The sequence below is a fragment of the Pseudomonas sp. genome (assembly GCF_033723075.1).
Taxonomy (GTDB): Bacteria; Pseudomonadota; Gammaproteobacteria; order Pseudomonadales; family Pseudomonadaceae; genus Aquipseudomonas.
Genome location: NZ_JAWVXU010000011.1, coordinates 149,468 through 174,260 on the forward strand (window position 1 = coordinate 149,468; position 24,793 = coordinate 174,260).

Annotated in this window: 21 protein-coding genes; 14 read left to right on the forward strand and 7 right to left on the reverse strand. The window is 63.6% G+C overall.

Features of this window, described 5'->3' with window-relative positions:
* The first annotated feature begins 19 nt into the window (after nt 1–19).
* From R3355_RS14760 to gpmI, 6 genes are all read left to right on the forward strand, one after another.
* On the forward strand, nt 20–925 hold the full coding sequence (locus R3355_RS14760; RefSeq protein ID WP_413243518.1) for a D-hexose-6-phosphate mutarotase: 906 nt from the start codon (nt 20–22) through the stop codon (nt 923–925).
* 490 nt (nt 926–1,415) lie between these two features.
* Nucleotides 1,416–2,864 (forward strand): pyruvate kinase, encoded by a 1,449-nt coding sequence (gene pyk / locus R3355_RS14765; RefSeq protein WP_318961861.1) that lies wholly within the window; start codon nt 1,416–1,418, stop codon nt 2,862–2,864.
* Nucleotides 2,865–2,878: 14 nt separating this feature from the next.
* Entirely contained in the window at nt 2,879–3,055 is a 177-nt protein-coding gene (locus tag R3355_RS14770) for a hypothetical protein (protein WP_318961862.1), read from the forward strand.
* Nucleotide 3,056: 1 nt separating this feature from the next.
* Entirely contained in the window at nt 3,057–4,349 is a 1,293-nt protein-coding gene (gene eno, locus R3355_RS14775; RefSeq protein ID WP_318961901.1) for a phosphopyruvate hydratase, read from the forward strand.
* Nucleotides 4,350–4,353: 4 nt separating this feature from the next.
* Nucleotides 4,354–5,979: an NADP-dependent glyceraldehyde-3-phosphate dehydrogenase gene (locus R3355_RS14780; protein WP_318961863.1), complete on the forward strand. Its 1,626-nt coding sequence runs from the start codon at nt 4,354–4,356 to the stop codon at nt 5,977–5,979.
* A gap of 11 nt (nt 5,980–5,990) precedes the next feature.
* The gene (gene gpmI / locus R3355_RS14785; RefSeq protein ID WP_318961864.1) at nt 5,991–7,517 is read left to right on the forward strand and encodes a 2,3-bisphosphoglycerate-independent phosphoglycerate mutase; all 1,527 of its coding nucleotides are present in this window, start codon (nt 5,991–5,993) and stop codon (nt 7,515–7,517) included.
* Between the two features lie 97 nt (nt 7,518–7,614).
* Here the strand turns inward: gpmI and R3355_RS14790 are convergent, their stop codons facing one another.
* A complete protein-coding gene (locus tag R3355_RS14790; RefSeq protein WP_318946474.1) occupies nt 7,615–8,475 on the reverse strand; it encodes a MurR/RpiR family transcriptional regulator in 861 nt (286 codons plus the stop codon).
* Between the two features lie 180 nt (nt 8,476–8,655).
* Between R3355_RS14790 and zwf the strand changes: the two genes are divergently transcribed.
* The 4 genes from zwf (at nt 8,656) to R3355_RS14810 (ending at nt 12,510) form a co-directional block, all read left to right on the forward strand.
* On the forward strand, nt 8,656–10,125 hold the full coding sequence (zwf, locus tag R3355_RS14795) for a glucose-6-phosphate dehydrogenase (protein ID WP_318961865.1): 1,470 nt from the start codon (nt 8,656–8,658) through the stop codon (nt 10,123–10,125).
* Nucleotides 10,112–10,825, forward strand: a complete 714-nt coding sequence (pgl, locus tag R3355_RS14800) for a 6-phosphogluconolactonase (protein WP_318961866.1) — start codon at nt 10,112–10,114, stop codon at nt 10,823–10,825. The genes zwf and pgl overlap by 14 nt, the downstream gene beginning before the upstream one ends.
* A 19-nt stretch (nt 10,826–10,844) precedes the next feature.
* Nucleotides 10,845–11,516: a bifunctional 4-hydroxy-2-oxoglutarate aldolase/2-dehydro-3-deoxy-phosphogluconate aldolase gene (locus tag R3355_RS14805; protein WP_413243519.1), complete on the forward strand. Its 672-nt coding sequence runs from the start codon at nt 10,845–10,847 to the stop codon at nt 11,514–11,516.
* Nucleotides 11,517–11,646: 130 nt separating this feature from the next.
* Nucleotides 11,647–12,510 (forward strand): aldo/keto reductase, encoded by an 864-nt coding sequence (locus tag R3355_RS14810; RefSeq protein ID WP_318961867.1) that lies wholly within the window; start codon nt 11,647–11,649, stop codon nt 12,508–12,510.
* Nucleotides 12,511–12,668: 158 nt separating this feature from the next.
* Here the strand turns inward: R3355_RS14810 and R3355_RS14815 are convergent, their stop codons facing one another.
* From R3355_RS14815 to cls, 4 genes are all read right to left on the reverse strand, one after another.
* Complete coding sequence (locus R3355_RS14815; protein WP_318961868.1) at nt 12,669–14,015, reverse strand: sorbosone dehydrogenase family protein; 1,347 nt, start codon at nt 14,013–14,015, stop codon at nt 12,669–12,671.
* Complete coding sequence (locus R3355_RS14820) at nt 14,015–14,173, reverse strand: DUF3309 family protein (protein ID WP_318961869.1); 159 nt, start codon at nt 14,171–14,173, stop codon at nt 14,015–14,017. Before R3355_RS14820 ends, R3355_RS14815 begins: the two co-directional genes overlap by 1 nt.
* 209 nt (nt 14,174–14,382) lie before the next feature.
* Nucleotides 14,383–15,300, reverse strand: coding sequence for a hypothetical protein (locus tag R3355_RS14825; protein WP_318961870.1), 918 nt, complete (start codon nt 15,298–15,300; stop codon nt 14,383–14,385).
* Nucleotides 15,297–16,685, reverse strand: coding sequence for a cardiolipin synthase (gene cls, locus R3355_RS14830; protein WP_318961871.1), 1,389 nt, complete (start codon nt 16,683–16,685; stop codon nt 15,297–15,299). The genes R3355_RS14825 and cls overlap by 4 nt, the downstream gene beginning before the upstream one ends.
* 285 nt (nt 16,686–16,970) lie before the next feature.
* Between cls and R3355_RS14835 the strand changes: the two genes are divergently transcribed.
* From R3355_RS14835 to R3355_RS14845, 3 genes are all read left to right on the forward strand, one after another.
* Nucleotides 16,971–17,129 (forward strand): DUF3309 family protein, encoded by a 159-nt coding sequence (locus R3355_RS14835; RefSeq protein ID WP_318946462.1) that lies wholly within the window; start codon nt 16,971–16,973, stop codon nt 17,127–17,129.
* A gap of 166 nt (nt 17,130–17,295) precedes the next feature.
* A complete protein-coding gene (locus tag R3355_RS14840; protein WP_318961872.1) occupies nt 17,296–18,030 on the forward strand; it encodes a Crp/Fnr family transcriptional regulator in 735 nt (244 codons plus the stop codon).
* Between the two features lie 238 nt (nt 18,031–18,268).
* Nucleotides 18,269–18,901, forward strand: coding sequence for a Crp/Fnr family transcriptional regulator (locus tag R3355_RS14845; RefSeq protein WP_318961873.1), 633 nt, complete (start codon nt 18,269–18,271; stop codon nt 18,899–18,901).
* A gap of 95 nt (nt 18,902–18,996) precedes the next feature.
* On the opposite strand, the gene R3355_RS14850 is transcribed toward R3355_RS14845, so the two are convergent.
* Both R3355_RS14850 and R3355_RS14855 read right to left on the reverse strand, forming a co-directional pair.
* Complete coding sequence (locus tag R3355_RS14850) at nt 18,997–21,093, reverse strand: putative bifunctional diguanylate cyclase/phosphodiesterase (RefSeq protein ID WP_318946465.1); 2,097 nt, start codon at nt 21,091–21,093, stop codon at nt 18,997–18,999.
* Between the two features lie 92 nt (nt 21,094–21,185).
* Nucleotides 21,186–21,755, reverse strand: a complete 570-nt coding sequence (locus R3355_RS14855) for a BON domain-containing protein (RefSeq protein WP_318961874.1) — start codon at nt 21,753–21,755, stop codon at nt 21,186–21,188.
* 465 nt (nt 21,756–22,220) lie between these two features.
* Between R3355_RS14855 and R3355_RS14860 the strand changes: the two genes are divergently transcribed.
* The gene (locus R3355_RS14860; RefSeq protein ID WP_318961875.1) at nt 22,221–24,611 is read left to right on the forward strand and encodes a phosphoketolase family protein; all 2,391 of its coding nucleotides are present in this window, start codon (nt 22,221–22,223) and stop codon (nt 24,609–24,611) included.
* Nucleotides 24,612–24,793: the final 182 nt, after the last annotated feature.

The window sequence follows — 24,793 nt, forward strand, 5'->3', positions numbered from 1 at the left end:
GCCAGGTACGGGCGGGGCGATGCTGCCGGCTAAGCCGTGGCGTTCGCCCGGCGCGTCGACAACCCGGCCAGGGGCTGCTGCAGAGCATCCCCTGGCCGGGTTGTTTGTGCCGTCCACCGGGCCAGCCTTGCGCTGGGTGACTCACCAGGAGCGTGAATTGCTGCTGGTCGAGCATGCGCGTTTCCAGGCCATATTCAGTCGCCAGGGCGGCCAGCTGCTGCACTTCCAGCCCCGCGGCCAGCGGCCCTGGCTGTGGTGCGCCAGTCATTGGCCGCGCGGCGGGGCGATTCGTGGTGGCGTGCCGGTGTGCTGGCCCTGGTTCGGCCGTCACCCCAGCGAGAGCGGTTGGCCGTCCCATGGCTGGGCGCGGCTGAGCGACTGGCAGTTGCTCGGCAGCGAGGTGGACGAGCAGGGCGTGCGCCTGACCTGGCAGCTGCAGCTGTGCGACTGGCAGGTGACCCTCGAGGCCGAACTGGGCGAGCGGATGAGGTTGCGCCTGCGCACCTCGCACCAGGACAGCGAACCCTGTCGGCTCAGCCTGGCCCTGCACGCCTATTGGCAGGTCAGCGATGTCGCGCGGGTGGCGTTGCTCGGCCTGGATGGCGCCCAGGGCTACGACCTGCTGACGCGCGGCGACTGTCGGCAGCAGGGCGAACTGCGCGTCGAGGAGGGCTGCCACCGGATCTTCCGTCCCGGCGCGCTCGTGCAGGTGCAGGACCTGACCTGGCAGCGGCGCCTGCTGGTCGACACCCGTGGCGGTGCCAACAGTGTGATCTGGCATCCGGGCAGCCGGCCGCTGACCGATGTGAGCTGGCGCGAGGCGCTGGGTTTTGTCTGCGTCGAGGCCGCCAGTTGCGGGCCCGACAGCCTGTGCCTGGCGCCGGGGGACGAGGCACTGCTGTGCTTGCAGGCCGGCCTGGGCTGAGAGCTTGTGAAAAAAACTCCCGCCTGCTGCGACTGCCCTCTGGATCTCGCTGCTGGCGTTGCGTTAACGCGCCTTGCCGCAAAGGCCTGGAGACGGCCTCGCAACGGCGCTCGATACTTTCAAACCTCTGAGCCCGGGGCTGTCCGGTGCGTGGCCATTTCCGCGCATGACGCATCGACGATTACTCCTTCTCACCGGCTTTGTTCGCGAGGCTGGCGGCTGTTCGGGCGCCCTGGTGCGGGTGGATTTCAGTCGGTGCCAGGAGTTCGGAGCTATCAAGCGTAAATGTTGTAATAAAACAACATTTACGCTTGATGATTGGGTTTGTGTCGGATAACAATAGCTTTGTTTAGTAAAGCAACCACGTATGTGGCGACTGCCCGGGTCGATGGCGCAGTGAGTGGATTGTCTGTTGCGCCCTCTCCAAAAAAGCGGCGTCGCCAGTGCCTTTGCTTATCCCTGTCCAAACCGTCGTTGAGGAATCTGAGCTATGCGCCGAAGAACCAAGATCGTGGCCACCCTGGGGCCGGCTACCGAGAGTCCCGAGGCGATCGAGGCGCTGGTCAAGGCGGGGGTGGACGTGGTGCGCCTGAACTTCTCCCACGGCGCCGCCCAGGAGCACATTGCCCGCGCCGCGCTGGTGCGCGAGATGGCGCGCAAGCACGGGCGCTTCGTCGCCGTGCTGGCCGACCTGCAGGGGCCGAAGATCCGCATTGCCCGCTTCGCCGAGGGCAAGGTGCAGCTGTGCAAGGGCCAGGCCTTTGTCCTCGACGCCGGGCTGGACAAGAACGCCGGCGATGCGCAGGCGGTCGGCATCGACTATGAGGCCCTGATCAGCGATAGCCGCCCCGACGACATCCTGCTGCTGGACGACGGCCGCATCGAACTGGTGGTGCGCCAGGTCGAGGCCAGTCGGTTGCTGTGCGAGGTGCTGGTCGGTGGTCCCCTGTCCAACAACAAGGGCATCAACCGCAAGGGTGGCGGCCTGTCGGCGACGGCCCTGACCGACAAGGACTGCATCGATATCCGCACTGCGGCCGAGATGCAGGTCGACTACCTGGCGGTGTCCTTCCCCCGTGATGCCGCCGATATCCAGCTGGCGCGCCGCCTGCTGCATGAGGCCGGTGGCGAGGCCGGGCTGATCGCCAAGATCGAGCGGGCCGAGACGGTCAACGATCTCGCGGTGCTGGACGCGATCATCGAGGCTTCCGACGGGGTCATGGTGGCGCGTGGCGACCTCGGCGTGGAGATCGGCGATGCCGAGCTGGTCGCGGTGCAGAAGATGATTATCGAGCGTGCGCGCACCTTCAATCGGCTGGTGATCACCGCGACCCAGATGATGGAGTCGATGATCACCCAGTCGATGCCGACCCGCGCCGAGGTGTTCGATGTGGCCAACGCCGTGCTCGACGGCACCGATGCGGTGATGCTGTCGGCCGAGACCGCTGCCGGGGCCTATCCGGTGGAGACCGTCGAGGCCATGTGCCGGGTGATCGTCGGTGCCGAGAAGCACCCGCTGGCGCATCGCTCCAAGCACCGCATGGACGAAGTGTTCCACAAGATCGACGAGTCGATCGCCATGTCGGCGATGTACGCGGCCAACCACCTGCACGGGGTCAAGGCGATCATCTGCATGACCGAGAGTGGCGACACGCCGCGGCTGATGTCGCGGATCCGCTCGCACCTGCCGATCTATGCCTTTTCCCGCAACCCGCGCACGCAGAACCGGGTCGCGCTGTTCCGCGGGGTGCAGACCATTCCATTCGACAGCGACAGCTACCCGATCGCCGAGGTCAACGGCCGCGCGGTCGACGAGCTGCTGCGTTGCGGGGTGGTCGTCGAGGGCGATCATGTATTGATTTCGCGTGGCGATCACGCCAATGCCCAGGGTGGCACCAACTGCCTGCGGGTGATCCGCGTGGGCGATCGCATTTGTTAATCGAGGAACTGCCTGTGAACCGATCCAGTATCCACAACGACCGCACGACGGTCATCGCGACGGCCGACGCTGAGTGGCCGCGCGACTTCGATTTTCGCGAAGCCTACGCCGAGCAGCAGGAGTTGCTCGAGCAGGCGCCCCTGTGTCGCGAAACCCCAACTCCTATCCAAGGTGCCGAGCGCAATGACTGACATGACCCTGATCCAGCAAGTGGCCGCCCGTGAAATCCTCGATTCGCGCGGCAATCCGACCGTGGAGGCTGTGGTGACCCTGGCCGGTGGCGCCGTGGGCGTCGCCAGCGTGCCGTCCGGCGCCTCTACCGGCAGCCGCGAGGCGCTGGAGTTGCGTGACGGCGGCGAGCGCTACAAGGGCAAGGGCGTGCTGCGCGCCGTGGCCAATGTCAACGGGCCGCTTGGCGATCGGGTGCGCGGGCTGGATGCGCTGGATCAGCGTGCGGTCGATGCGGCGATGATCGCGCTGGACGGCAGCGAGGACAAAAGCGTGCTGGGCGCCAACGCGATCCTCGCGGTTTCGCTGGCCACCGCCAAGGCCGCCGCGGCGGCGCAGCAGCTGCCGTTGTACGAGCACCTGGCGACGCTCTATGGTCAGCCGGGCCGCTTCAGCCTGCCGGTGCCGATGATGAACATCATCAACGGCGGCGAGCACGCCGACAACAACGTCGACATCCAGGAGTTCATGATCCAGCCGATCGGCGCCAGCTCCTTCAGCGAGGCCTTGCGCATGGGCGCGGAGATCTTCCATACGCTCAAGCAGGTGCTCGGCGAGCGCGGCCTGAGCACCTCGGTGGGCGACGAGGGCGGCTTCGCGCCATCGCTGGCGTCCAACGAGGAGGCGCTGGTGGTGATCCAGGAAGCGGTGCGCCGCTCCGGCTATGAGCTGGGCAAGGACATCAGCCTGGCCCTGGATTGCGCCGCCTCGGAATTCTATCGCGACGGCCGCTATGTGCTGGCTGGCGAGGGCAAGAGCTTCGACTCCGCCGGTTTCGCCGACTACCTGGCCGGGTTGTGCCAGCGCTACCCGATCGCCTCGATCGAGGACGGCATGGACGAAAGCGACTGGGATGGCTGGGCCTACCTGACCGAGCGGCTGGGCAAGACGGTGCAACTGGTCGGCGACGACCTGTTCGTCACCAACAGCAAGATCCTGCGCGAAGGCATCGAGCGCGGCATCGGCAACTCGATCCTGATCAAGTTCAACCAGATAGGCAGCCTCAGCGAAACCTTCGACGCCATTCGCATGGCCCAGGATGCCGGCTATACGGCGGTGATCTCGCACCGTTCCGGGGAAACCGAGGACACCAGCATCGCCGACCTGGCAGTGGCGACCTGCGCCGGGCAGATCAAGACCGGCTCGCTGTGCCGTTCCGACCGGGTCGGCAAGTACAACCAGCTGCTGCGCATCGAGCAGGCACTGCAGGGTCGCGCGGCCTACAGCAGCGCTTCGATCTTCCCGCAGAGGAGTTAATGCCATGACCACCGCCAATCGTCTCGACAACCTGTTTCCGAGCCTGGCCGAGATTCCCGAGCAGTACCGTTTCGGCGCACCCATCGAGCAGCGCGACTACCTGGTCGATGGCCAGCTGCGCACCTGGAACGGGCCGCTGGCCAGCGTGCGCAGCCCGGTGTTGCTCAAGTCCGAGCAGGGCGAGCAGCAGGTGATCCTCGGCAGTACGCCGCTGCTCGACGCCAAGACCGCGCTGGTCGCTCTGGACGCGGCGGTGCGTGCCTATGCCAATGGCCAGGGCGCCTGGCCGAGCCTGCGCGTGGTCGAGCGCATCCAGCACGTCGAGACCTTCCTGGCACGCATGCGCGAGCAGCGCGAGCGAGTGGTCAAGCTGCTGATGTGGGAGATCGGCAAGAACCTCAAGGACTCGCAGAAGGAGTTCGACCGCACCTGCGACTACATCGTCGACACCATCGAGGCGCTCAAGGAGCTGGATCGCCGTTCCAGCCGCTTCGAGCTGGAGCAGGACACGCTCGGCCAGATCCGCCGCGTGCCGCTGGGCGTGACCCTGTGCATGGGGCCCTACAACTACCCGCTGAACGAGACCTTCACCACCCTGATCCCGGCGCTGATCATGGGCAATACCGTGGTGTTCAAACCGGCCAAGTTCGGCGTGCTGCTGATCCGTCCGCTGCTCGAGGCGTTCCGCGACAGCTTCCCGGCCGGGGTGATCAACGTGATCTACGGCAGCGGTCGGGAGACCGTCAGCGCGCTGATGGCCAGTGGCAAGGTCGATGTGTTTGCCTTTATCGGCACCCACAAGGGTGCCAGCGATCTGAAGAAGCTGCACCCGCGCCCGCACCGGCTGCGCGCGGCCCTGGGCCTGGATGCGAAGAACCCGGGGATCGTCCTGCCCGAAGTCGACCTGGATAACGCGGTCAGCGAGGCGGTCACCGGCGCGCTGTCGTTCAATGGCCAGCGCTGCACGGCGCTGAAGATCCTGTTCGTGCATGAGGATGTGGTCGAACGCTTCCTCGAGCAGTTCGCCGCCAAGGTCGCCGCGCTCAAGCCGGGCATGCCCTGGGAGGAGGGCGTGAGCCTGACGCCGCTGCCCGAGCCGGGCAAGGCCGAGTTCCTCAGCGGCCTGCTGGCCGATGCCGTGGCCAAGGGCGCGCGGGTGGTGAATGCCGGCGGCGGCGAAAGCCGCGGTTCGTTCTTCTATCCTGCCGTGCTCTACCCGGTGAGCGCCGACATGCGCCTCTACCAGGAGGAGCAGTTCGGCCCGCTGGTGCCGGTGGTGCCCTATCGCGACCTGCAGACGGTGATCGACTACGTGCTCGATTCCGACTTCGGCCAGCAGCTGAGCATCTTCGGCAGCGACTCCGCCCAGGTCGGCCGGCTGGTCGACGCCTTCGCCAACCAGGTGGGGCGGATCAACATCAACGCCCAGTGCCAGCGCGGCCCGGACAGCTTCCCGTTCAATGGGCGCAAGAACTCGGCCGAGGGCACCCTGTCGGTGCATGACGCGCTGCGGGTGTTTTCCATCCGCACCCTGGTGGCGACCAAATTTCAGGAGAGCAACAAGGCGCTGGTCAGCGAGATCATTCGCAACCGCGACTCGAGCTTCCTGACCACCGACTACATCTTCTGAAGGCAGCCGCGATGAGCACACGTACTCTGATTATTCTGGATGGCGTCGGCTTGCGTCAGGAGAGCGAGGCCAACGCCTTCGCTGCGGCGCGCACGCCGACCCTGGACGGCCTGCTGCAGTGCTTTCCGCATAGCCGGGTCGCCACTTCCGGGTTGGCAGTTGGCCTGCCCGAGGGGCAGATGGGCAACTCCGAAGTGGGCCACATGAACCTCGGCGCCGGCCGCGTGGTGTACCAGAACCTCACGCGCATCGACCGGGCAATCGCCACCGGCGAGTTCGCGGCCAATCCGCCGTTGCTCGACCTGGTCGATGGTGCCCGGCGCCGCGGTGGTGCGGTGCACCTGCTTGGCCTGCTGTCGCCGGGCGGCGTGCACAGTCACAGCGAGCAGATACTCGCCGCCTGCCGGGTGCTGGCAGCGCGCGGTATCGAGCGGTTCTACGTGCACGCGTTTCTCGATGGTCGCGACACCCCGCCAAAGAGCGCGCAGGCTTCGCTCGACGCGTTGCAAGCGGAGCTCGCGGGGCTGGGGCGCGGGCGTGTCGCCTCGCTGATCGGCCGCTACTACGCGATGGATCGCGACAACCGCTGGGAGCGGATCGAGGCGGCCTATCGGCTGATCGTCGAGGGCCGCGCCGAGTTTCATGCGACCAGTCCCGACGAGGCGCTGAGTGCGGCCTACGCACGCGGCGAGTCGGACGAATTCGTCCGCGCCACCGCGATTGGCCAGGCGGTGCAGGTGGCAGAGGAGGACGCGCTGATCTTCATGAATTTCCGCCCCGACCGGGCGCGCCAGCTCTGCCAGGCCTTGGTCGATCCCGGGTTCGACGGCTTCGCCCGGGCGAAGCCGCTCGACATGCAGCGGCTGCTGACCCTGACCCGCTATTCGGATCGACTCGATGGGCCTTGCGCCTATGCGCCGCAGGCTATCGCCAACAGCCTGGGCGAGTACCTGGCGGCGCTGGGCAAGACCCAGCTGCGCATCGCCGAGACGGAAAAATATGCCCACGTCACCTTCTTCTTCAATGGCGGTCGCGAGCAGCCGTTTGCCGGTGAGCAGCGGATTATGATCCCCTCGCCGAATATCGCGTCCTACGATCTGCAGCCGCAGATGAGCGCTCCTGAGCTGACCGAGCAGCTGGTGCAGGCGATCCACAGCCAGGCCTTCGACCTGATCGTGTGCAACTACGCCAATGGCGACATGGTCGGTCACACCGGCTCGTTCGATGCGGCGGTGCAGGCGGTCGAGGCGCTGGATGCCTGCCTGGCCGAGGTGGTCGAGGCGACCCTGGCGGCGGGCGGCGAGTGCCTGATCAGCGCCGATCACGGCAATGTCGAGCAGATGCTCGATGCCGTGTCGGGTCAGGTGCACACCGCACACACTCTCAACCCGGTGCCGCTGATCCTGGTCAGCGGCCGCGCCGAGAATTTCGCCCTGAGGGACGGCCGGTTGTGCGACATCGCCCCGACGCTGCTGGAGTTGATGGGGCTGGCGGTGCCGGCGGAGATGGATGGACGGTCGCTGCTGGTGGGCGGTTAGTTACCTGCCAGCCAACACTGTCGCCGTAGGGTGCGCTGTGCGCACCGCTGGGGCCGGGTGCACCCTACGGGCTGGGTCGATGATTCCGGGAGGCGGGTTAGCTCGGTTCCTCGTCCAGCGGATAGCGGCTGGCGTTGAGGCTTTCCTTGATCTTGCGCAGGTGCGGCTGGAAGTCCACGCCGCGGCGCAGGGTCATGCCGGTGGCGAGCACGTCGAGCACGGTGAGCTGGATGATTCGCGAGGTCATCGGCATGTAGATGTCGGTGTCTTCCGGCAGCGGGATGTTCAGGCTCAGGGTGCTGGCCTTGGCCAGCGGCGAGTCGGCGGCGGTCAGACCGAGCACCGAGGCGCCGTTTTCCCGGGCCAGACGTGCGACTTCCACCAGCTCGCGGGTCCGTCCGGTGTAGGAGATGATCACGAACAGATCGCCGGTGTGCGCCACCGAGGCCAGCATGCGCTGCATCAGCACGTCGGCATGGGCCGATACCGCCAGGTTGAAGCGGAAGAACTTGTGCTGGGCATCCAGTGCCACTGGGGCCGAGGCGCCGAGGCCGAAGAAATGAATCTGTCGGGCCTGGATCAGCAGGTCGACCGCGCGGCTGATCAGCTGCGGATCTATGGCCTGGCAGGCGCTGTCCAACGAGGCAATGGCACTGCCGAAGATCTTGCGGGTATAGGCTTCGGGGGCGTCGTCGGCTTCCACCGCGCGGCTGACATAGGCGGCACCGCTGGCCAGGCTTTGCGCCAACTGCATCTTCAGTTCGGGGTAGCCGCTGACGCCGAACGAGCGGCAGAAGCGGTTGACCGTCGGTTCGCTGACCAGCGCGGCTTGGGCCAGGGCGGCGATACTCAGGCGGGTGGCTTGCTGCGGGTTGCGCAGAATCACCTCGGCGACTTTGCGCTCGGCCTTGTTCAGGCTGTCGAGTCGGCTCTGGATCTGCTCCAGAAGATTGCGCACGCGGTCCATTGTCATTCCTTAGCCAGGGCTGAAATTGCTGGCCTATCGTACTGATGGGGCCGAGGGGCTACCACTGGAAAGTATTTTTTAGCAAAATGTTGTTTTTATTACTACATATGGCCTTGATAAAATCCCGGTGACAGGGTATTTCTAGCTTAACTTGATAAAAGAACAAACATCATGCCTTTGATAACCGTTGAATCCTGTAATTTTGCCTTGTTCGGCGCGCTGGGCGATCTGGCCCTGCGCAAACTGTTTCCGGCACTCTACCAGCTCGACCGTGCAGGCCTGCTGCATGCCGATACGCGGATTTTTGCCCTGGCGCGCGAGAATGGCGAGGCGCAACAGCATCTGGCTTGTATCAGTGAGCACCTGCTCCGTCATGTGCCGGCCAACGAGGTCGACAAGGCAGTGCTGCAGCGCTTCCAGGCGCGCCTCAGTTACCTGACCATGGACTTCTTGCAGGCCGATGACTACGACGCGCTGGCCGAGCAGGTTGGCAGCGGCGAACGGGTGATCGCCTATTTCGCCACGCCGGCCTCGGTCTATGGCGGAATTTGCGCCAACCTGGCGCGGGTCGGTCTCAGCGAGCGGGCGCGGGTGGTGCTGGAAAAGCCCATCGGTCACGATCTGGAGTCATCGCGGGCGGTCAACGATGCTGTTGCGCAGTATTTCCCGGAAACCCGCATCTATCGCATCGATCACTACCTGGGCAAGGAGACGGTGCAGAACCTGATTGCCCTGCGGTTCGCCAACAGCCTGTTCGAAACCCAGTGGAACCAGAATCACATCTCCCACGTGGAAATCACCGTGGCCGAGAAGGTCGGCATCGAGGGCCGCTGGGGTTACTTCGATCAGGCCGGTCAACTGCGCGACATGATTCAGAATCACCTGCTGCAACTGCTCTGCCTGATCGCCATGGACCCGCCCAGCGAGTTGTCCGCCGACAGCATTCGCGACGAGAAGGTCAAGGTGCTCAAGGCCCTGGAGCCGATCACTTCTGCGCAACTCAGCCGCCAGGTGGTGCGTGGTCAGTACGTGGCCGGCAGCAGCGATGGCAAGGCAGTGCCGGGTTATCTGGAGGAGGAAAACTCCAACACCCAGAGCGATACCGAAACCTTCGTCGCCATCCGTGCGGACATTCGCAACTGGCGCTGGGCCGGCGTGCCGTTCTACCTGCGCACCGGTAAGCGCATGGCGGAAAAAATGTCGCAGATCGTCATCCACTTCAAGGAAACCCCGCACTACATCTTCGCCCCGGAGCAGCGCCAGTTGATCGGCAACAAGCTGATCATCCGCCTGCAACCGGACGAGGGTATTGCCCTGCAGGTGATGACCAAGGATCAGGGCCTGGACAAGGGCATGCAGTTGCGCAGCCACGCCCTGCAGTTGAATTTCTCCGACACCTACCGCAGCGCACGTATCCCCGACGCCTATGAGCGGTTGCTGCTGGAAGTGATGCGTGGCAACCAGAACCTGTTCGTGCGCAAGGACGAGATCGAATGTGCCTGGCTGTGGTGCGATCAACTGATCGCCGGCTGGAAGCAACTGGGCGATGCACCGAAACCCTATGCCGCCGGCACTTGGGGGCCGATGGGGTCAATTGCTTTGATCACCCGCGACGGGAGGTCCTGGTATGGCGATCTCTGATCTCGACTTACCGCTGGGCGTGGTGGCGCGCAGCCTGAGCAATCCGGCGCAGCTGGCCAAGGCCCTGGCCCAGGCGGTCGCCGAGGCGTTGCGCGTGGCGATCGAAACCCAGGGCCACGCGACCCTGGTGGTGTCCGGTGGACGCAGCCCGATAGCGTTTTTCGAGGCCTTGGCTCAGCAGCCACTGGACTGGGCGCAGGTGGTGATCAGCCTGGCTGACGAGCGCTGGGTGCCGGTCGCCCACCCCGACAGCAACGAAGGCCTGGTGCGCCGTCATTTGCTCCGTGGCCCGGCCGCCGCCGCACGGTTCTTCGGCTTGTATCAGCCGGCTGCCAACCTGGAGCAGGCGGCGCTGAAGGCCGACCAGGCCCTGGCCGAGTTGCCGCCGATCGACGTGCTGGTGCTGGGCATGGGCGACGATGGCCATACCGCCTCGCTGTTCCCCAACAGCCCGAATCTGCACGATGCCTTGCAGGTCGGCTGCCCGCGCCGCTGCCTGCCGATGCTGGCGCCCAGCGTGCCGCATCAGCGCCTGAGCCTGACCTTGCCATTGCTGGCCTCCGCACGTTTGCCGCTGCTGGCCCTGCAGGGTCAGGGCAAGCTCGCGACTTTGGCCGCCGCCTTGGCTGCCGGCGAGGTGGCGAGCATGCCGGTGCGCGCGCTATTACATTCCCCCCTCGAGATTTACTGGTGCCCCTAGGGCCGAAGGACCAGCCAATATGATGACCAACGACCAAAGCCCGCATGCCCGCATGGCTGCAAAAATCGCCCAGATCGACAGCCTCTGCGCCCGTGCGCGGATCATGCCGGTGATCACCATCGCCCGCGAGGCGGACATCCTGCCGTTGGCCGATGCCCTGGCCGCTGGCGGCCTGAGCGTGCTGGAAATCACCCTGCGCTCGGCCCATGGCCTGACCGCCATTCGCCTGCTGCGCGAGCAACGGCCCGAACTCTGTGTCGGCGCCGGTACCGTGCTCGACCTGCAGATGCTCGCCGCCGCCGAGGAGGCCGGTGCGCAGTTCATCGTCACCCCCGGCTCTACCGCCGAACTGCTCAAGGCCAGTCTGGACAGTACGGTGCCAATGTTGCCCGGCACCAGCAGCGCTTCGGACATCATGCTTGGCTATGCCCTGGGCTATCGCCGCTTCAAGCTGTTCCCCGCGGAAGTCTGCGGCGGCACGGCGGCGCTCAAGGCCCTTGGCGGTCCCTTTGCCGATGTGCGGTTCTGCCCCACCGGCGGCATCAACCCCGACAACCTGCAGCGCTACATGGCGCTGGCCAACGTGATGTGCGTCGGCGGCACCTGGATGTTCGACAGCCAGTGGGTCAAGAACGGCGATTGGGCGCGCATTCAACAGTGCAGTGCCGAAGCCCTGCAGCTGCTGGGCTGAGAGCGCAGGACGCGCAGGATCGCCCAGGTCCTGCGCACCGGTTTTCCTCTCGGCCACATGGTGCGCACGGCCTAGGCGGCCCCGCACATCCTACGGGCGTTCGTCCGACTCCTTATTGGAATCCGCTAGCATGAATCCGCCACCGATTGAGCAGCCCCTGCTGCTCGGCATGATGCGCCTGCTCGATTATCCCGAGTTGGCGACTGCGCAGGCCCTGCTGGGCTTTGTCGAGCGCTGCATCGAGCAGGGCTTGAATGCCTTCGATCACGCCAATATCTATGGCCTGGGCCAGTGCGAGGCGCACTTCGGCGCGGCCTTGCGATTGCGCCCGCAATTGCGCAGCCAGCTGCAACTGATCAGCAAGGCCGATATTGTGCCGGCGGCGCTGGACGGCTCGCGCTGGCAGGTCAAGCACTACAACACCGGAGGGGCCTACCTGACCGCCGCGGTCGAGGCTTCGCTGGCGCGTCTGGGCGTCGAGCGGCTGGATGGCTTTCTTCTGCACCGTCCCGACCCGCTGCTGTGCGCCGACGAAGTGGTGCGTGCCCTGCAGGCCCTGGTCGAGAGCGGCAAGGTCGGCTGGCTCGGACTGTCCAATGCCGCGCCGTTGCACTGGCAAAGCCTGGGCCGCGAGCTGCCGCTGCGCTGCAACCAGATCGAACTGTCGTTGCTGGCTCAACAAAGCGCCTGGGATGGCCAGCTGCAGACCATGCAGGCCGACGGTTTGCAGGTCCTGGCCTGGTCGCCGTTGGCCGGTGGGGCTTTTCCCCCGGCCTTGCAGCAGGCCCTGGCCGAGGTGGCTGGCGTCTTGCAGGCAACCCCCAATCAGGTCGCCCTGGCCTGGTTGCGCCGTTTGCCGGGCAGCCCGCGGCCGATTCTCGGTAGCCTGCGCTGGTCGCGGATCGAAGAGGCATTGAAGGGCGCGGCGCTGCAACTGGACGCCCCGACCTGGTTCTACCTGGCCGAAGCGGCGCGCGGTCACAAGGTGCCCTGACGGTCCTTCGCAGTTGCCCTGATCAGTGACAGCACGGCTGTTGCAGGGCAGATTCTGCGTGCGTTACACGGCCGCAGAGCACCAGAGTTGGATATTCTGCAGTAGCAACGGTCGCCTGCAGACGCCCGCTGCCGCGTTCACAATCGCTGAGTTTGCAGCTAGTGCAGAGCACTCACGCGCCAGATCAGGTTGCCCACGTCATCGGCCACCAGTAATGCGCCTTGCCTGTCCAGTGCTACGCCGACTGGCCGGCCGTAGGCGGTGCCTTCCTCGCTGAGGAAGCCTGTAAGCACGTCAACCGGAGCGCCGGCAGGTTGGCCGCTTGCAAATGGCACGAAGATCACTTTGTAGCCACTGCGTGGCCGCCGGTTCCATGAGCCATGCTGGCCGATAAACATGCCGTTGCTGAGGCTTGCCGGTAGCTTGTTGCCGGCCGACCAGGCCAGACCCAGCGAGGCGGTGTGCGGCCCCAGGGCGTAGTCCGGTTTGATCGCCTTGGCCACCAGTTCTGGCCGTTGCGGTTGTACCCGCTCGTCGACATGCTGGCCGAAATAGCTATAGGGCCAGCCGTAGAAGCCGCCGTCGCGTACCGAGGTCATGTAGTCGGGAACCAGATCGCTGCCAATCTCGTCGCGCTCGTTGACCACCGTCCACAACGCACGGCTGGCAGGCTCCCACGCCAACCCGTTGGGATTGCGCAGGCCGGAGGCGAAAATACGCGATGTGCCGCTCTTGACGTCCACTTCCCAGATAGCGGCTCGTCCGTCCTCGGCTGGCATACCCCGTTCGCCCACATTGCTGTTCGAGCCTACGGTCACATAGAGTTTGCTTCCGTCCGGGCTGGCGATGAGGTTCTTGGTCCAGTGATGGTTGATGTCACCGGCCGGCAGTTCCACCACCAGGATGCCCGGCGTGGTGATGCGCGTGCTGCCTGTCACGTAAGGGAAGCGCAGTAGCGCATTGGAATTGGTCACATACAGATCGTTACCCACCAGGGCCATACCGAAGGGGGAGTGCAGCCCTTGCAGCAGCACCGCGCTGAAATCCGCTACGCCATCGCTGTCGGTGTCGCGCAGCAGGGTGATGCGGTTGGCGCTGGGCACTGCTGCGCCGGCACTCTTCATTGCCAGCCCCTTCAGCCAACCCTTGATGCCCTTGGCATCGTCAGGTTTGGGTGGTGCATTGGTCTCCGCCACCAGCACGTCTCCGTTGGGTAGCACATACAGCCAGCGCGGGTGATCCAGGCCGCTGGCGAATGCGACCACCCGGGTGCCGGAGGCGGCTTGCGGTACTACCCCGGATGGCCAACCCCTGGCCGGTGCGATGTTGATCGTTGGGATCAGCGTCTGCCGGGGGGCTGGCAGCGCAGGCTGTGGCCCGGTACCGGCCGAGACAGGTAGCTGGGCCACTTCGCTGCAGGCGCTGAGTGCCAATACTGCGCTCGCAATCAGCAGGCCACTGGCACGCTGTCGCAGCGGGCTGATTGCGCGGCAGCAACTGCTCATCACAGCCTGCCCATCAGCAGCAGAGCGATCAGAATGATCACCAACACGCCTAATCCGCCGGTGGGCCCGTAGCCCCAGCTTCTGCTGTGCGGCCATGCCGGTATGGCGCCCAGCAGTAACAGGACCAGAACGATCAACAGTATGGTTCCCAGGCTCATGGCTATTTCCTCGAAAGCGTGAGTAAGCAGACCCGATTCGCTGGCGCTGACGCCGTAACCTGCTGTTTGTATGCCATCAGCCTGAGCGCAACTGTCGGGCTGATCTGTGCGTCAGCACACACAGGGGGCTTGGTTTCGCCGCCGCTGCAACTGGGTCGTTTCGTCGGTGGGTTGTGCCTTCGGCCAACGCCTGGTTCGGGCGCTGACGCTCATTTGTTAGCTGCGTCCGAGGCGCTCCTCTGCTGGCGCTGGATTTCCTTGCGCTTCATGCTGAGGTACTGGTCGCGCTCGAGTTCGTGCAGTTGCGCCGGGTATTGCTCGACAGCGGTTTGCCAATGATCCAGACGCTTCTCGAACTGCTCCGCTGGCGGCTCCGACAATGCACTCAGGTAGGCCTCGATTGCCAGGTAGTAACGCATGGTGTTGCGCTCGATCACGCCGCGCATGCCATCGATGTAAACGGGCTGACCCTCGGCGCTGCGTTCCACGATGCTGAAACCCACCTTGTCCCGTCCCAGGGTTGCCAGGTAGCCCTGGGTGGCCAGGCGGGCCGCCATGCCGTACGCATAGGAGTAGGACAGGTGCAGGAAGCTGCGTCGGTCATCGAGTGCCACTGCTTCGAGTTTGATGCGGTAGCGGCTGGTGCCCAGCGGTCCGTCCTTGGCCTCCAGCAGCACCTGGAGGAACTCGGGCGTAGCCGTGGCGACCCGGTAGGCAAACTCGAACAGGTAGGCATCGGCCAGCGCCTGCTCGAACTTGCGGCCGATATGCAGACGCAGGACTTCTCCGGTCGGATCCGATGAGGCGCGACAGCTTTTCACATTCAGGTGCAGGATGAGGATATCGCACCAGGGCTCGCCGCCTTGCAACGCCGTGCCGACCACGGCATAGGGCTGCTCGATCACGGCGTAGATATCGCCTTGCAACGTGTCTTCCGTTTGCCGGGATTCGAGATGCAGCGGGCGTTGGAACGGGTTGTCGTCGAGCTGTTCAGTCAGGGCGGCATGTCGGGTCTTGAGCGCCTCTGCATCCTGCGCGTAGGCCGGCGCTGCAGTCAGCAGAGCCAACAGCACGGCCGCGCCTAGCCACTGCAAATAGTCTGCGCCGGCTGGCAGCAAACGCCTCACAGCCAATACTCCCACAGGCGCCCGAGCAGTTCCTTGACTCTGGCGTCGAGGGGGCGACGGCGCCATTGTTCCAGGGTGATCTGCTCCGATTTATCCAGGTCATCGAGAAAGGCCGCGCGCATCTTGCCGCCGAAATCCGTGCCGAGCACCACCGCATTGACCTCCTGGTTGTGCAGAAAACTGCGCCAGTCGAGGTTGGTCGAGCCGACGGTCGACCAGACTCCGTCGATCACTGCGGTCTTCACATGCAGCAAGGCATCGCGGCGCTGGTGCAGCTTGACCCCGGCCTGCAGCAACTCGCTGTAGTAGGCGCGGCCGGCATGCAAGACCAGCCAGGAATCACTGCTGCTGGGCAGGATCAGCTGCACGTCGACGCCGCGCGCCGCTGCCTGCTTGAGCGCTGCGAGCAGCTGCGGGTCGGGCACGAAGTAGGCATTGGTCAGCCAGATCTCGCTTTGTGCGCTACGCAGTGCCGAGATCAGGGTGACGTAGATCAGGCTGTAGGGATCGTCCGGCGAGCTGCCGACTGCGCGTACCACATCGTTACCCTGGTGTTGGCTGACCGGGAAGTAATCGCGCTGTATGAGGGCGTTGCCTTGCTGCTTTTCCCAGGTCTGGATGAACAGCTTTTGCAGCTCGCCGACCACCGGACCCTCGAGCCGCAGGTGGGTGTCGCGCCAGGGTAGCGCCGCGCCGGGGCGTTGGTACGACGGCTGGCTGAAGGAGCCGCCGGAATACACGCTGCTGATGTTGACACCGCCGAGGAAGGCGATGCGCCCGTCGATGATCAGCAGCTTGCGGTGGTCGCGCTGGTTCACCGTCCAGCCGGTCTTGGCGGTCAGCGGGTTGACCGGGTTGAACTCCAGCACCTGGACACCGACCGCGCTGAGGCGGGTGAAGAACTTGCTCGGGGTGCGGAGGGTGCCGACGCTGTCGCGGATCAGGTTGACCTGCACACCGGCCAGCTGCTTGGCGATCAACGCATCGGCGAAACGCTGGCCGACTTCGTCGTCTTCGAGAATGTAGGTTTCCAGGTTGATGTGGTCTTGAGCGGCGTCGATCGCATCGATCATCGCCTGATAGGTGTCGGGGCCGTCCTGCAGCAGTTCGACCTTGTTGCCGGTGGTCAGAGGGCTGCCGACGATGGCTTCTTCGACTGCCAGGTGCAGCTCGAAGATATTGGTCTCGGCACCAGGCGCCTGCAGCCGATCGAGAATAGCCTTGCTGCGTGTGGCCGAGAGAGGCCCATGGGGGCCGTCGAGCTGCACCGGCGGCGCATCGCGGCGCGCCATATCGGGCGTGAGGGTGGGCAATGAGCTACAGGCGCTCAGCGCCAGGCTGAGGATTGCCATGGTACTCAGTTTCGAGCAATAGGCTGCTCGCATTGGCCATCCTCCGGGGAGGTCTATCGCGCGGCAGCCGACGGACTGTCGAAGCGATACATTCGCCTGAATGTACATACAAAAGAATAGTCACGATGCCATATACAGCGAACTGGCCAGCGCTCGGTGCTCTTGGTTGGGTGAGCGCTATGTTCGATAACGCACCGAACTGAGCGCGCTATCCGTTCAAGCTGTCCGGGTGCCGAGTCGAGAAGGGTTGATCGAAGTCGCTCAACGCGGATCGGCTTGGTTCGCCATAGTGAGCTTGAACCATTCAAGGAGAACGCCATGAGCTTGGGAACGATTCTGTTGATCGTGCTGATATTGATGCTGGTGGGGGCTTTACCCGCGTGGCCGCATAGCCGGGGCTGGGGCTATGGTCCCACTGGCGGATTGGGCCTGGTGTTGATCATCGTACTGGTCCTGCTGCTGATGGGCCGGTTGTGAAAAATGCCGCCTTCTCGTCAATGCATTGATCGATGCATCCGCCGCTGGCGGCTGCCAGGTAGGGTCAGCGGCATCGGTTTTTATGTTCGATAGCGTACAGATGGCATGGTAAATATGGATATGCTGTCACCGAGGGGCGGTTATGCCCCCATTTATAGAGCGCGATATGCCTGAGATGCACGCTACACCACAACAGAATCATCTTTTGGCTGCCCTGCCTGCTGACATTCAAAACCGTTTGCTGCCCAAGCTGGAACTGGTGCAACTGCCTCTGGGCAAGGTTTTGTATGAGTCTGGCGACGCCTTGCGCCACGTATATTTCCCGATCGATGCCATCGTCTCGCTGCTCTACGTGATGGAGAACGGCGCGTCGGCGGAAATTTCCGTGGTCGGTAATGAAGGGTTGATTGGCGTCGCCGTGCTCATGGGCGGCGAGAGCACCACCAGTCGCGCCATCGTGCAAAGCGCCGGCTACGCTTATCGACTGCCATCGCGGCAGTTCATGGAAGAGGTCAACCGCTACGGCGAGATGTTGCACCTGATGCTGCGTTATACCCAGGCGCTGATCACGCAAATGGCGCAGACGGCGGTGTGTAACCGCCACCATTCGATTGACCAGCAACTGTGCCGCTGGTTGCTACTGTCGCTCGATCGCTTGCCAAGCAATGATCTGGTCATGACCCAGGAACTGATCGCCAACATGCTGGGAGTGCGCCGCGAGGGCGTCACCGAGGCGGCTGGCAAGCTGCATAAAGCCGGGGTGATCGAATACAGCCGCGGGCGTATCAGGGTGATCGACCGGCCTAGGCTCGAACAGATGAGTTGCGAGTGCTATGCGGTGGTCAAGAAGGAAACGGATCGCTTGCTGCCCTTTGCTGTGCCAGCGGCTGCGCTGGATTAAAGCGCCGAGCGACACAGCATATTCGATGTCAATCAAGGTATTAGCGCCATCCGTACCATAGCGAACAGACAAGCCAGCGCCGCTCAATCAGACTGCCGAATCGGGACTGTTCGGCACCTTTCCTGTGTCGCTTCCCGACTTTCTCGTGCTGCAGGACGGTTGAATGTCAGCAGCAATACGGGTTCCCGTGGTTAACCAGCTGCTTGCAAGCTTGCCGCACCAGGAGTCGACACGAATCTTGGCGTGCTGCGAACCGGTCGATCTAGTGTTCGGCAGCATCCTCTGTGAGTCGGAGCAAACCTTACGCCACCTGTACTTTCCGCTGACCGGGTTTATCTCGCTGGTCACCACGCTGCGTGACCATCAGCCGCTGGAAATGGGCCTGATCGGCAATGAAGGCATGCTCGGTGCGACCCTGGTTCTGGGCGTGAACAGCGTGCCGATGCGGGCAGTGGTGCAGGGCACTGGCACGGCATTGCGGATCAGCGCGGCTGATTTTCGCCGCGAGCTGCAGGAGTGCCCGGAGCTGCTACGCCTACTCAATCGCTATCTGTATGTCCTGATGGCGCAGCTGTCGCAAACCGCCGCCTGCACCCACTTCCATGAAATCGAACCGCGTCTGGCACGCTGGTTGCTGATGACCCATGATCGCGCCCATGCCGATCACTTCTACCTTACCCACGAATACCTGGCCGACATGCTCGGGGTGCGCAGAAGTGGCGTCACCGTCGCCGCAGGTGCCTTGCAGCTGCGCGGCCTGATTCACTACACCCGTGGCGAGATCAGCATCCTCGACCGTAAAGGGCTGGAGGCCGCCTCCTGCGAGTGTTATGACGCCGCCATCGATGACTACGCACAGTTGTTGAGTTAGGGCCGCGCGGTTGTCTGTAGATTGCATGGGGTCAGGCTGTAGCAATGTCACGGTCATGCAGATTGAAGAGCTCTGCCGTGGTGAGCTCAAGGCCATCATTTATAGCTCGTAGGGCTGATACCCGTTTGCAGCAGGGCAGCGAATTGTGCCACCTCCAGCGGCCGGCTGAAAAAGTAGCCTTGGCCTTCCTCGCATAACTGTTCTTGCAGAAATGCCAGTTGCGACTGTTGCTCCACACCTTCAGCGATCACCCGGTGATTGAGACTGGAACCCATGGCGATCACCGCGCGGACAATGATGCCGGTGCCATCGGTGCTGCCGATTTCCTGGACAAACGACCGGTCGATCTTGAGTGTGTCAAGGGGAAACCGATTCAGGTAACTCAGGCTGGAAAAGCCGGTGCCAAAGCCGTCCACCGCCAGCTGTATGCCCATGTCCTTGAGCTGGTGAAGGATCTCGATACTGGCCTTGGCGTCGCGCATCAACACCCGCTCGGCCACTTCCAGTTGCAGGATGCCGGGCGCCAATCCGCTTTCGCTCAAGATGGCGCGAACCCCCGCGATGAAGTCCCGGTGACGAAACTCCTGGGCAGAGATGTTGACTGCAACCGTGGTCGGTTCTGCGCTGGCGTTTTGCCAGAGCTTTGCTTGGGCACATGCTTCGCGCAACACCCAGCGACCAATCGGCACGATCAGCCCGCAATCCTCTGCAATCGAGATAAAGCGGGCGGGCGGTACCAGGCCCCATCGCGGATGCCGCCAGCGCAACAGTGCCTCGGCACCGGTAATGGCGCCGCTGCTCAGATTGATTTTTGGCTGGAAATGCAGGACGAATTGCTGCCGCTCCAGCGCATGGTGCAAATGGCTTTCGATGAGTTGCCGCTCGACCGCCCGCACATTCATGTCCTGGGTGAAGAACTGGTAGTTGTTGCGCCCCCTGTCCTTGGCCTGGTACATCGCAGTGTCGGCATTCTTGATCAGGGTTTCCGCGTCCCGACCATCGGCCGGGTAGATGCTGATGCCGATGCTGGTGGTGATATGCAGCTCATGCTGACCAATGGCATGGGGGCTGGTCAGCGCGGCGAGGATTTTTTCCGCGGTCAAGGCCGAGTCCTGTGCGTCATGCGCTTCGGAAAGCAGCACCACGAACTCATCGCCACCCTGGCGGCTCACCGTGTCGGAATTGCGCACGCACGTAGACAGACAGCGCGTGACCGATTGCAGCAATTGGTCGCCAACGGCATGGCCGAGCGAATCATTGATGTGCTTGAAATTGTCCAGATCGAGGAACAGTACGGCCAGCGACGTGCCCTGGCGCTCGGCCAGGCTGATCGCTTGAGCGATACGGTCGTTGAGCAGGACGCGGTTGGGCAGGTTGGTCAAGAAGTCGTGTTGCGCCAGGTGGGCCATCTTCATGGTCATCGCCTGGGCGGCAGTGGTGTCATGAAACACGATCACAGCGCCCCTGATCTGGCCGCTGGAGTCGTGAATCGGCGCGGCGGAGTCTTCGATCGCCGCCTCGCTGCCGCTGCGTTTGACCAGTATCGCGCCCGCCGCCAAGAACTTCGCTTGGTTGTGCAACAGCACCGACTCGATCGGGTTGGCCAGCGGCTCGCGTGTGGTGCCGCTGATGATCTGCATCACCTCGGCGATGGGGCGACCGCGGGCGTCTTCGCGCGACCATCCGGTGATTGCCTCTGCCGCCACATTCAGGTAGTCGACATTGCCCGCCATATCGGTGCCGATCACCGCGTCGCTGATCGAGTTGAGGGTGATTTCGGCCCGGGCCTTTTCCAGGAAAACGCTTTCCTCAACCGCTTTGCGCTGAATGATGTTGCGCAGTGATTGGGGCACCAGATAACTGCCAAAGTGGCCTTTCGACAGATAGCCCTGCGCGCCACGCTCTACGGCTTCGATGGCCAGTTCCTCGTCATCGGCTTCACTCAGCGTCATGATCGGCGTCTGTGGGGCGCAGGCGAACAGCTGGTCGAAGGTCTCGATGCCTTGACTGTCGGGTAGTGACAAGTCGCTCAGGATCGCATCGATGCAGCCGGTCTTCAGGCTCGCCAGGGCATCGGCCAGGTTTTGCTGCCATTCGAGGATGAATGGGCCGTCTTTGGCCTTGTTCAGAACGTTCTGCAGAATCGCGGCATCTTCGGCATCAGCGGTGATGATCAGTATTCGATTGGCCATGTCGCACATTCACTCCTTTTGAATAACGCATAAGGCCAGACCAAATGGCTGCCTGCATCCTTTAGAACCAGAGCTTGCGGGCTGTCACCGAGTTAAAACTTGAATCCCTCCCGATTGACGCTGTTGGCTTCATCTCTACTTTGCGCACGGCCAAAGGCTGGAGTCCGCTGCTCGGGGTTATCTGCGCCGCCGCTCAGCCAGCCGCTGTTAGTGCGGTTGCCCGGCGGCCCGGGATCGACAGCTTTATGGGCGGGGGAAATAGCCGATTCGTCGAGATTACCGTTCCAGCTGCCGCGCCACGCATGTTCGGCGAAATACGCCGGTTTGTCGGAGCGGTCAGCTGGTTTCGGCAATGGGGCTTCGGTGTGCGCAACGATCTGGTTATCCACTTCGACCACACCCTCGACGCCTAGTGCTATGAGCTTGGCCAGATTTTTGCTGAGCTGTCCTTCGACCTTGCCGGTGAGCGTGGCTTTGCCGTTGACTACGGCCACTTCGAGGGTGTTGGCACGCAGGTATTGGCTTTGCGCATAGGCCCGCCAGATTTGGGTTTCCTGCCGGGCGTCGGTGGTCTGCTGGGACGACCTGTCTGCGCCGCTCATGGCGACTACGGCAATGGCGATAGCCGATGTGAATGCCAACGTACGCGGATAGGGGAGCATGCTGTTCTCCACAGTTTTAAGCGGCATCGAAGCTCGATGCCGCGGGGTGCAGAGTCGTTGTTCCCGGAACCCGTTCACTTCCCCAGGCGTTCTGCTGTTAGGGAAACGCATTGACTGATGCGACGTGGAAAGAATGAGAAATAACGAGAGTGGCGTCCGTTCGCTAGCGCACCCATGTGGGCAATAAACGAGAAAATGCGCCAGTGCGCGCTGCGCTCGTCGTCAGGCAGGTGATAGTGCTGGCGGAATGGGGTTAAGCGGGGCAGCGGACAGACAAGTCCCGGGCGTAGCGGCAGACTGGGTTACCATCGAGCTGCAGTCGCCCGGCAGGGCTTGCCGTCATTAGCCGGCGAGCGCTGCGCCTGTTGCGGTCTGTCGAGCAAACGTCGCCAACCGCCAACTCTTCCGCCGGAGGCCGAACCTGGGTCTTGTGTGCGCTCCGCTACTCGCCAAGGATCAGCCGCCATGCTCAGCCAACAGACCCCGCTCAACCCCGCGCCACTTTCGCCCGAGCAGCTGCGCAAGCTCAACGCCTACTGGGCCGCCAGCAATTACCTGGCGGTCGGGCAGATCTACCTGTATGCCAATCCACTGCTCAAGCAGCCGCTGACCCTCGCCCACGTCAAGCCACGCTTGCTCGGTCATTGGGGTACCACGCCGGGCTTGAACTTCATCTATGTGCACCTCAATCGGCTGATCAAACAGCACGAGTTGAACGTGCTGTATGTCGCCGGGCCTGGACACGGTGGCCCGGCGCTGGTGGCCAATACCTATCTGGAAGGCAGCTACAGCGAGGTGTATCCGCACATCTCCCAGGACGAGCAGGGCATGCAGCGGTTGTTCAAGCAGTTTTCCTTTCCGGGCGGGATTCCCAGCCACGTGGCCGCAGAAACCCCTGGGTCGCTCCACGAAGGCGGGGAGCTGGGCTATTCGTTGTCCCATGCCTTCGGTGCGGCCTTCGATAACCCGGATTTGCTGGTGGCCTGCGTGGTTGGCGATGGCGAGGCGGAAACCGGCGCGCTGGCCACCAGCTGGCATTCCAACAAGTTTCTCAACCCGGCGCAGGACGGTGCGGTGCTGCCGATTCTGCATCTGAACGGCTACAAGATCGCCAGCCCGGCCATCCTCGCGCGGATTCCGCATGACGAGCTGTATGCGCTGTTCTACGGCTACGGTTATGCGCCGTATTTCGTCGAGGGCGACGATCCCGCGAGCATGCACCAGTTGATGGCGGCCACCCTGGACGCTGCAGTGGCCGACATCCAGCGCATCCAGCATGAGGCGCGGGTCAACGGCGTTACTACGCGGCCACGCTGGCCGATGATAATCCTGCGTTCGCCGAAAGGCTGGACCGGCCCGGCGGAGGTCGATGGGCAGGCGGTCGAGGGCACCTTTCGCGCGCACCAGGTGCCGATGGGCGAGATGAGCAAGCCGGGGCATGTGCAGATTCTCGATACCTGGATGCGCAGCTATCGCCCCGAGGAGCTGTTCGATGCAAGCGGCAAGCTGCTGGCCGAACTGGCCGAGCTGGCGCCCCAGGGCAAGCTGCGCATGGGCGCCAACCCGCACGCCAATGGCGGTGTGTTATTGCGTGAGTTGCAGCTGCCGGACATACGCGACTATGGCGTGGCGCTGGAGCGCCCCGGCGCGGTCAAGGCCGAGGCCACGCGGGTGATGGGGCGGTTCTTGCGCGATGTGATGCGGCTCAATCTGGCGAGTAACAACTTCCGCCTGTTCAGCCCCGACGAGAACAACTCCAACCGCTGGCAGGACGTGCTCGATGTCACCCCGCGCAGCTGGATGGCCGAGCAGTTCGACTACGACGACAAGCTTGCGCCTACCGGGCGGGTGATGGAGATGCTCAGCGAGCACCAGTGCCAGGGCTGGCTGGAAGGCTATCTGCTGAGCGGGCGCCACGGTTTCTTCTCCTGCTACGAAGCCTTTATCCATATCATCGACTCGATGTTCAACCAGCACGCCAAATGGCTGAAAAATGCCAACCAGATTGCCTGGCGGCAGCCGATAGCCTCGCTCAACTACCTGCTGTCGTCGCACGTCTGGCGCCAGGATCACAACGGCTCCAGCCATCAGGATCCGGGCTTTATCGACCATGTGCTGAACAAGAAGGCCGAGATCGTGCGGGTCTACCTGCCGGCCGATGCCAATTGCCTGCTGTCGGTCACCGACCACTGCCTGCGCAGCCGCAACTACATCAACGTGGTGGTCGCCGGCAAGCAGCCCGAGGCGCAGTGGCTGGACATGGACGCCGCCATCGCCCATTGCCGCGCCGGCATCGGCGTGTGGTCGTGGGCCAGCAATGAGCAGGGCGGCGAGCCCGATGTGGTGTTGGCCTGCGCCGGCGATGTGCCGACTCTGGAAGCCCTGGCGGCGGTGCAGTTGCTCTGGGAACATTTCCCCGCGCTCAAGGTGCGGCTGATCAATGTGGTCGACCTGATGCGTCTGCAGCCGGCCAGCGAACATCCGCATGGCTTGGCCGACGCCGACTTCGATGGGCTGTTCACCACGGATAAACCGATCATCTTCGCCTATCATGGCTACCCGGCACTGATCCACCGGCTGACCTACCGCCGACGCAATCACGCCAACCTGCATGTGCGCGGCTTCAATGAGGAGGGCACCACCACCACGCCGTTCGACATGGTGGTGCTCAATCAGCTGGACCGTTTCCACCTGTTTGCCGAGGTGGTCGCGCGCCTGCCGCAACTGGCTGGGCAGGCCGCCGCAGCCCGGCAGTTGGTCGACGCCAAGCTGCTGGAGCATCGCCGCTATATCGAGGAACACGGCGAAGATCTGCCGGAGATTCGCCAGTGGCGCTGGCTGGGCAAGACGGAGTGAGCTGCGGCGGGGCGATCGGCGATTGTGCCGGCGCCTGTTAGGCTAGGATCGTGTCAATCCTAAAATGTCGGGTCACTGTAGGGTGGGTTAGCGGCGCCAACCTCCGAATGATCAGACACCGCTATCGTGGCGCGCCGCGTAACCCACCAGGCGATATGCCTGCGTTGCGCCAATGGTGGGTT

Excerpts from the sequence above, each read along its gene's own strand:
- R3355_RS14760 (WP_413243518.1), top strand. The coding sequence starts at position 20 with ATGCTGCCGGCTAAGCCGTGGCGTTCGCCCGGCGCGTCGACAACCCGG.
- pyk (WP_318961861.1), top strand. The coding sequence starts at position 1,416 with ATGCGCCGAAGAACCAAGATCGTGGCCACCCTGGGGCCGGCTACCGAG.
- R3355_RS14860 (WP_318961875.1), top strand. The coding sequence starts at position 22,221 with ATGCTCAGCCAACAGACCCCGCTCAACCCCGCGCCACTTTCGCCCGAG.
- R3355_RS14835 (WP_318946462.1), top strand. The coding sequence starts at position 16,971 with ATGAGCTTGGGAACGATTCTGTTGATCGTGCTGATATTGATGCTGGTG.
- zwf (WP_318961865.1), top strand. The coding sequence starts at position 8,656 with ATGCCTTTGATAACCGTTGAATCCTGTAATTTTGCCTTGTTCGGCGCG.
- R3355_RS14840 (WP_318961872.1), top strand. The coding sequence starts at position 17,296 with ATGCCTGAGATGCACGCTACACCACAACAGAATCATCTTTTGGCTGCC.
- R3355_RS14855 (WP_318961874.1), bottom strand. The coding sequence starts at position 21,755 with ATGCTCCCCTATCCGCGTACGTTGGCATTCACATCGGCTATCGCCATT.
- R3355_RS14780 (WP_318961863.1), top strand. The coding sequence starts at position 4,354 with ATGACCACCGCCAATCGTCTCGACAACCTGTTTCCGAGCCTGGCCGAG.
- R3355_RS14810 (WP_318961867.1), top strand. The coding sequence starts at position 11,647 with ATGAATCCGCCACCGATTGAGCAGCCCCTGCTGCTCGGCATGATGCGC.
- cls (WP_318961871.1), bottom strand. The coding sequence starts at position 16,685 with ATGCGAGCAGCCTATTGCTCGAAACTGAGTACCATGGCAATCCTCAGC.
- R3355_RS14850 (WP_318946465.1), bottom strand. The coding sequence starts at position 21,093 with ATGGCCAATCGAATACTGATCATCACCGCTGATGCCGAAGATGCCGCG.
- eno (WP_318961901.1), top strand. The coding sequence starts at position 3,057 with ATGACCCTGATCCAGCAAGTGGCCGCCCGTGAAATCCTCGATTCGCGC.
- R3355_RS14815 (WP_318961868.1), bottom strand. The coding sequence starts at position 14,015 with ATGAGCAGTTGCTGCCGCGCAATCAGCCCGCTGCGACAGCGTGCCAGT.
- R3355_RS14820 (WP_318961869.1), bottom strand. The coding sequence starts at position 14,173 with ATGAGCCTGGGAACCATACTGTTGATCGTTCTGGTCCTGTTACTGCTG.
- R3355_RS14805 (WP_413243519.1), top strand. The coding sequence starts at position 10,845 with ATGATGACCAACGACCAAAGCCCGCATGCCCGCATGGCTGCAAAAATC.
- pgl (WP_318961866.1), top strand. The coding sequence starts at position 10,112 with ATGGCGATCTCTGATCTCGACTTACCGCTGGGCGTGGTGGCGCGCAGC.
- gpmI (WP_318961864.1), top strand. The coding sequence starts at position 5,991 with ATGAGCACACGTACTCTGATTATTCTGGATGGCGTCGGCTTGCGTCAG.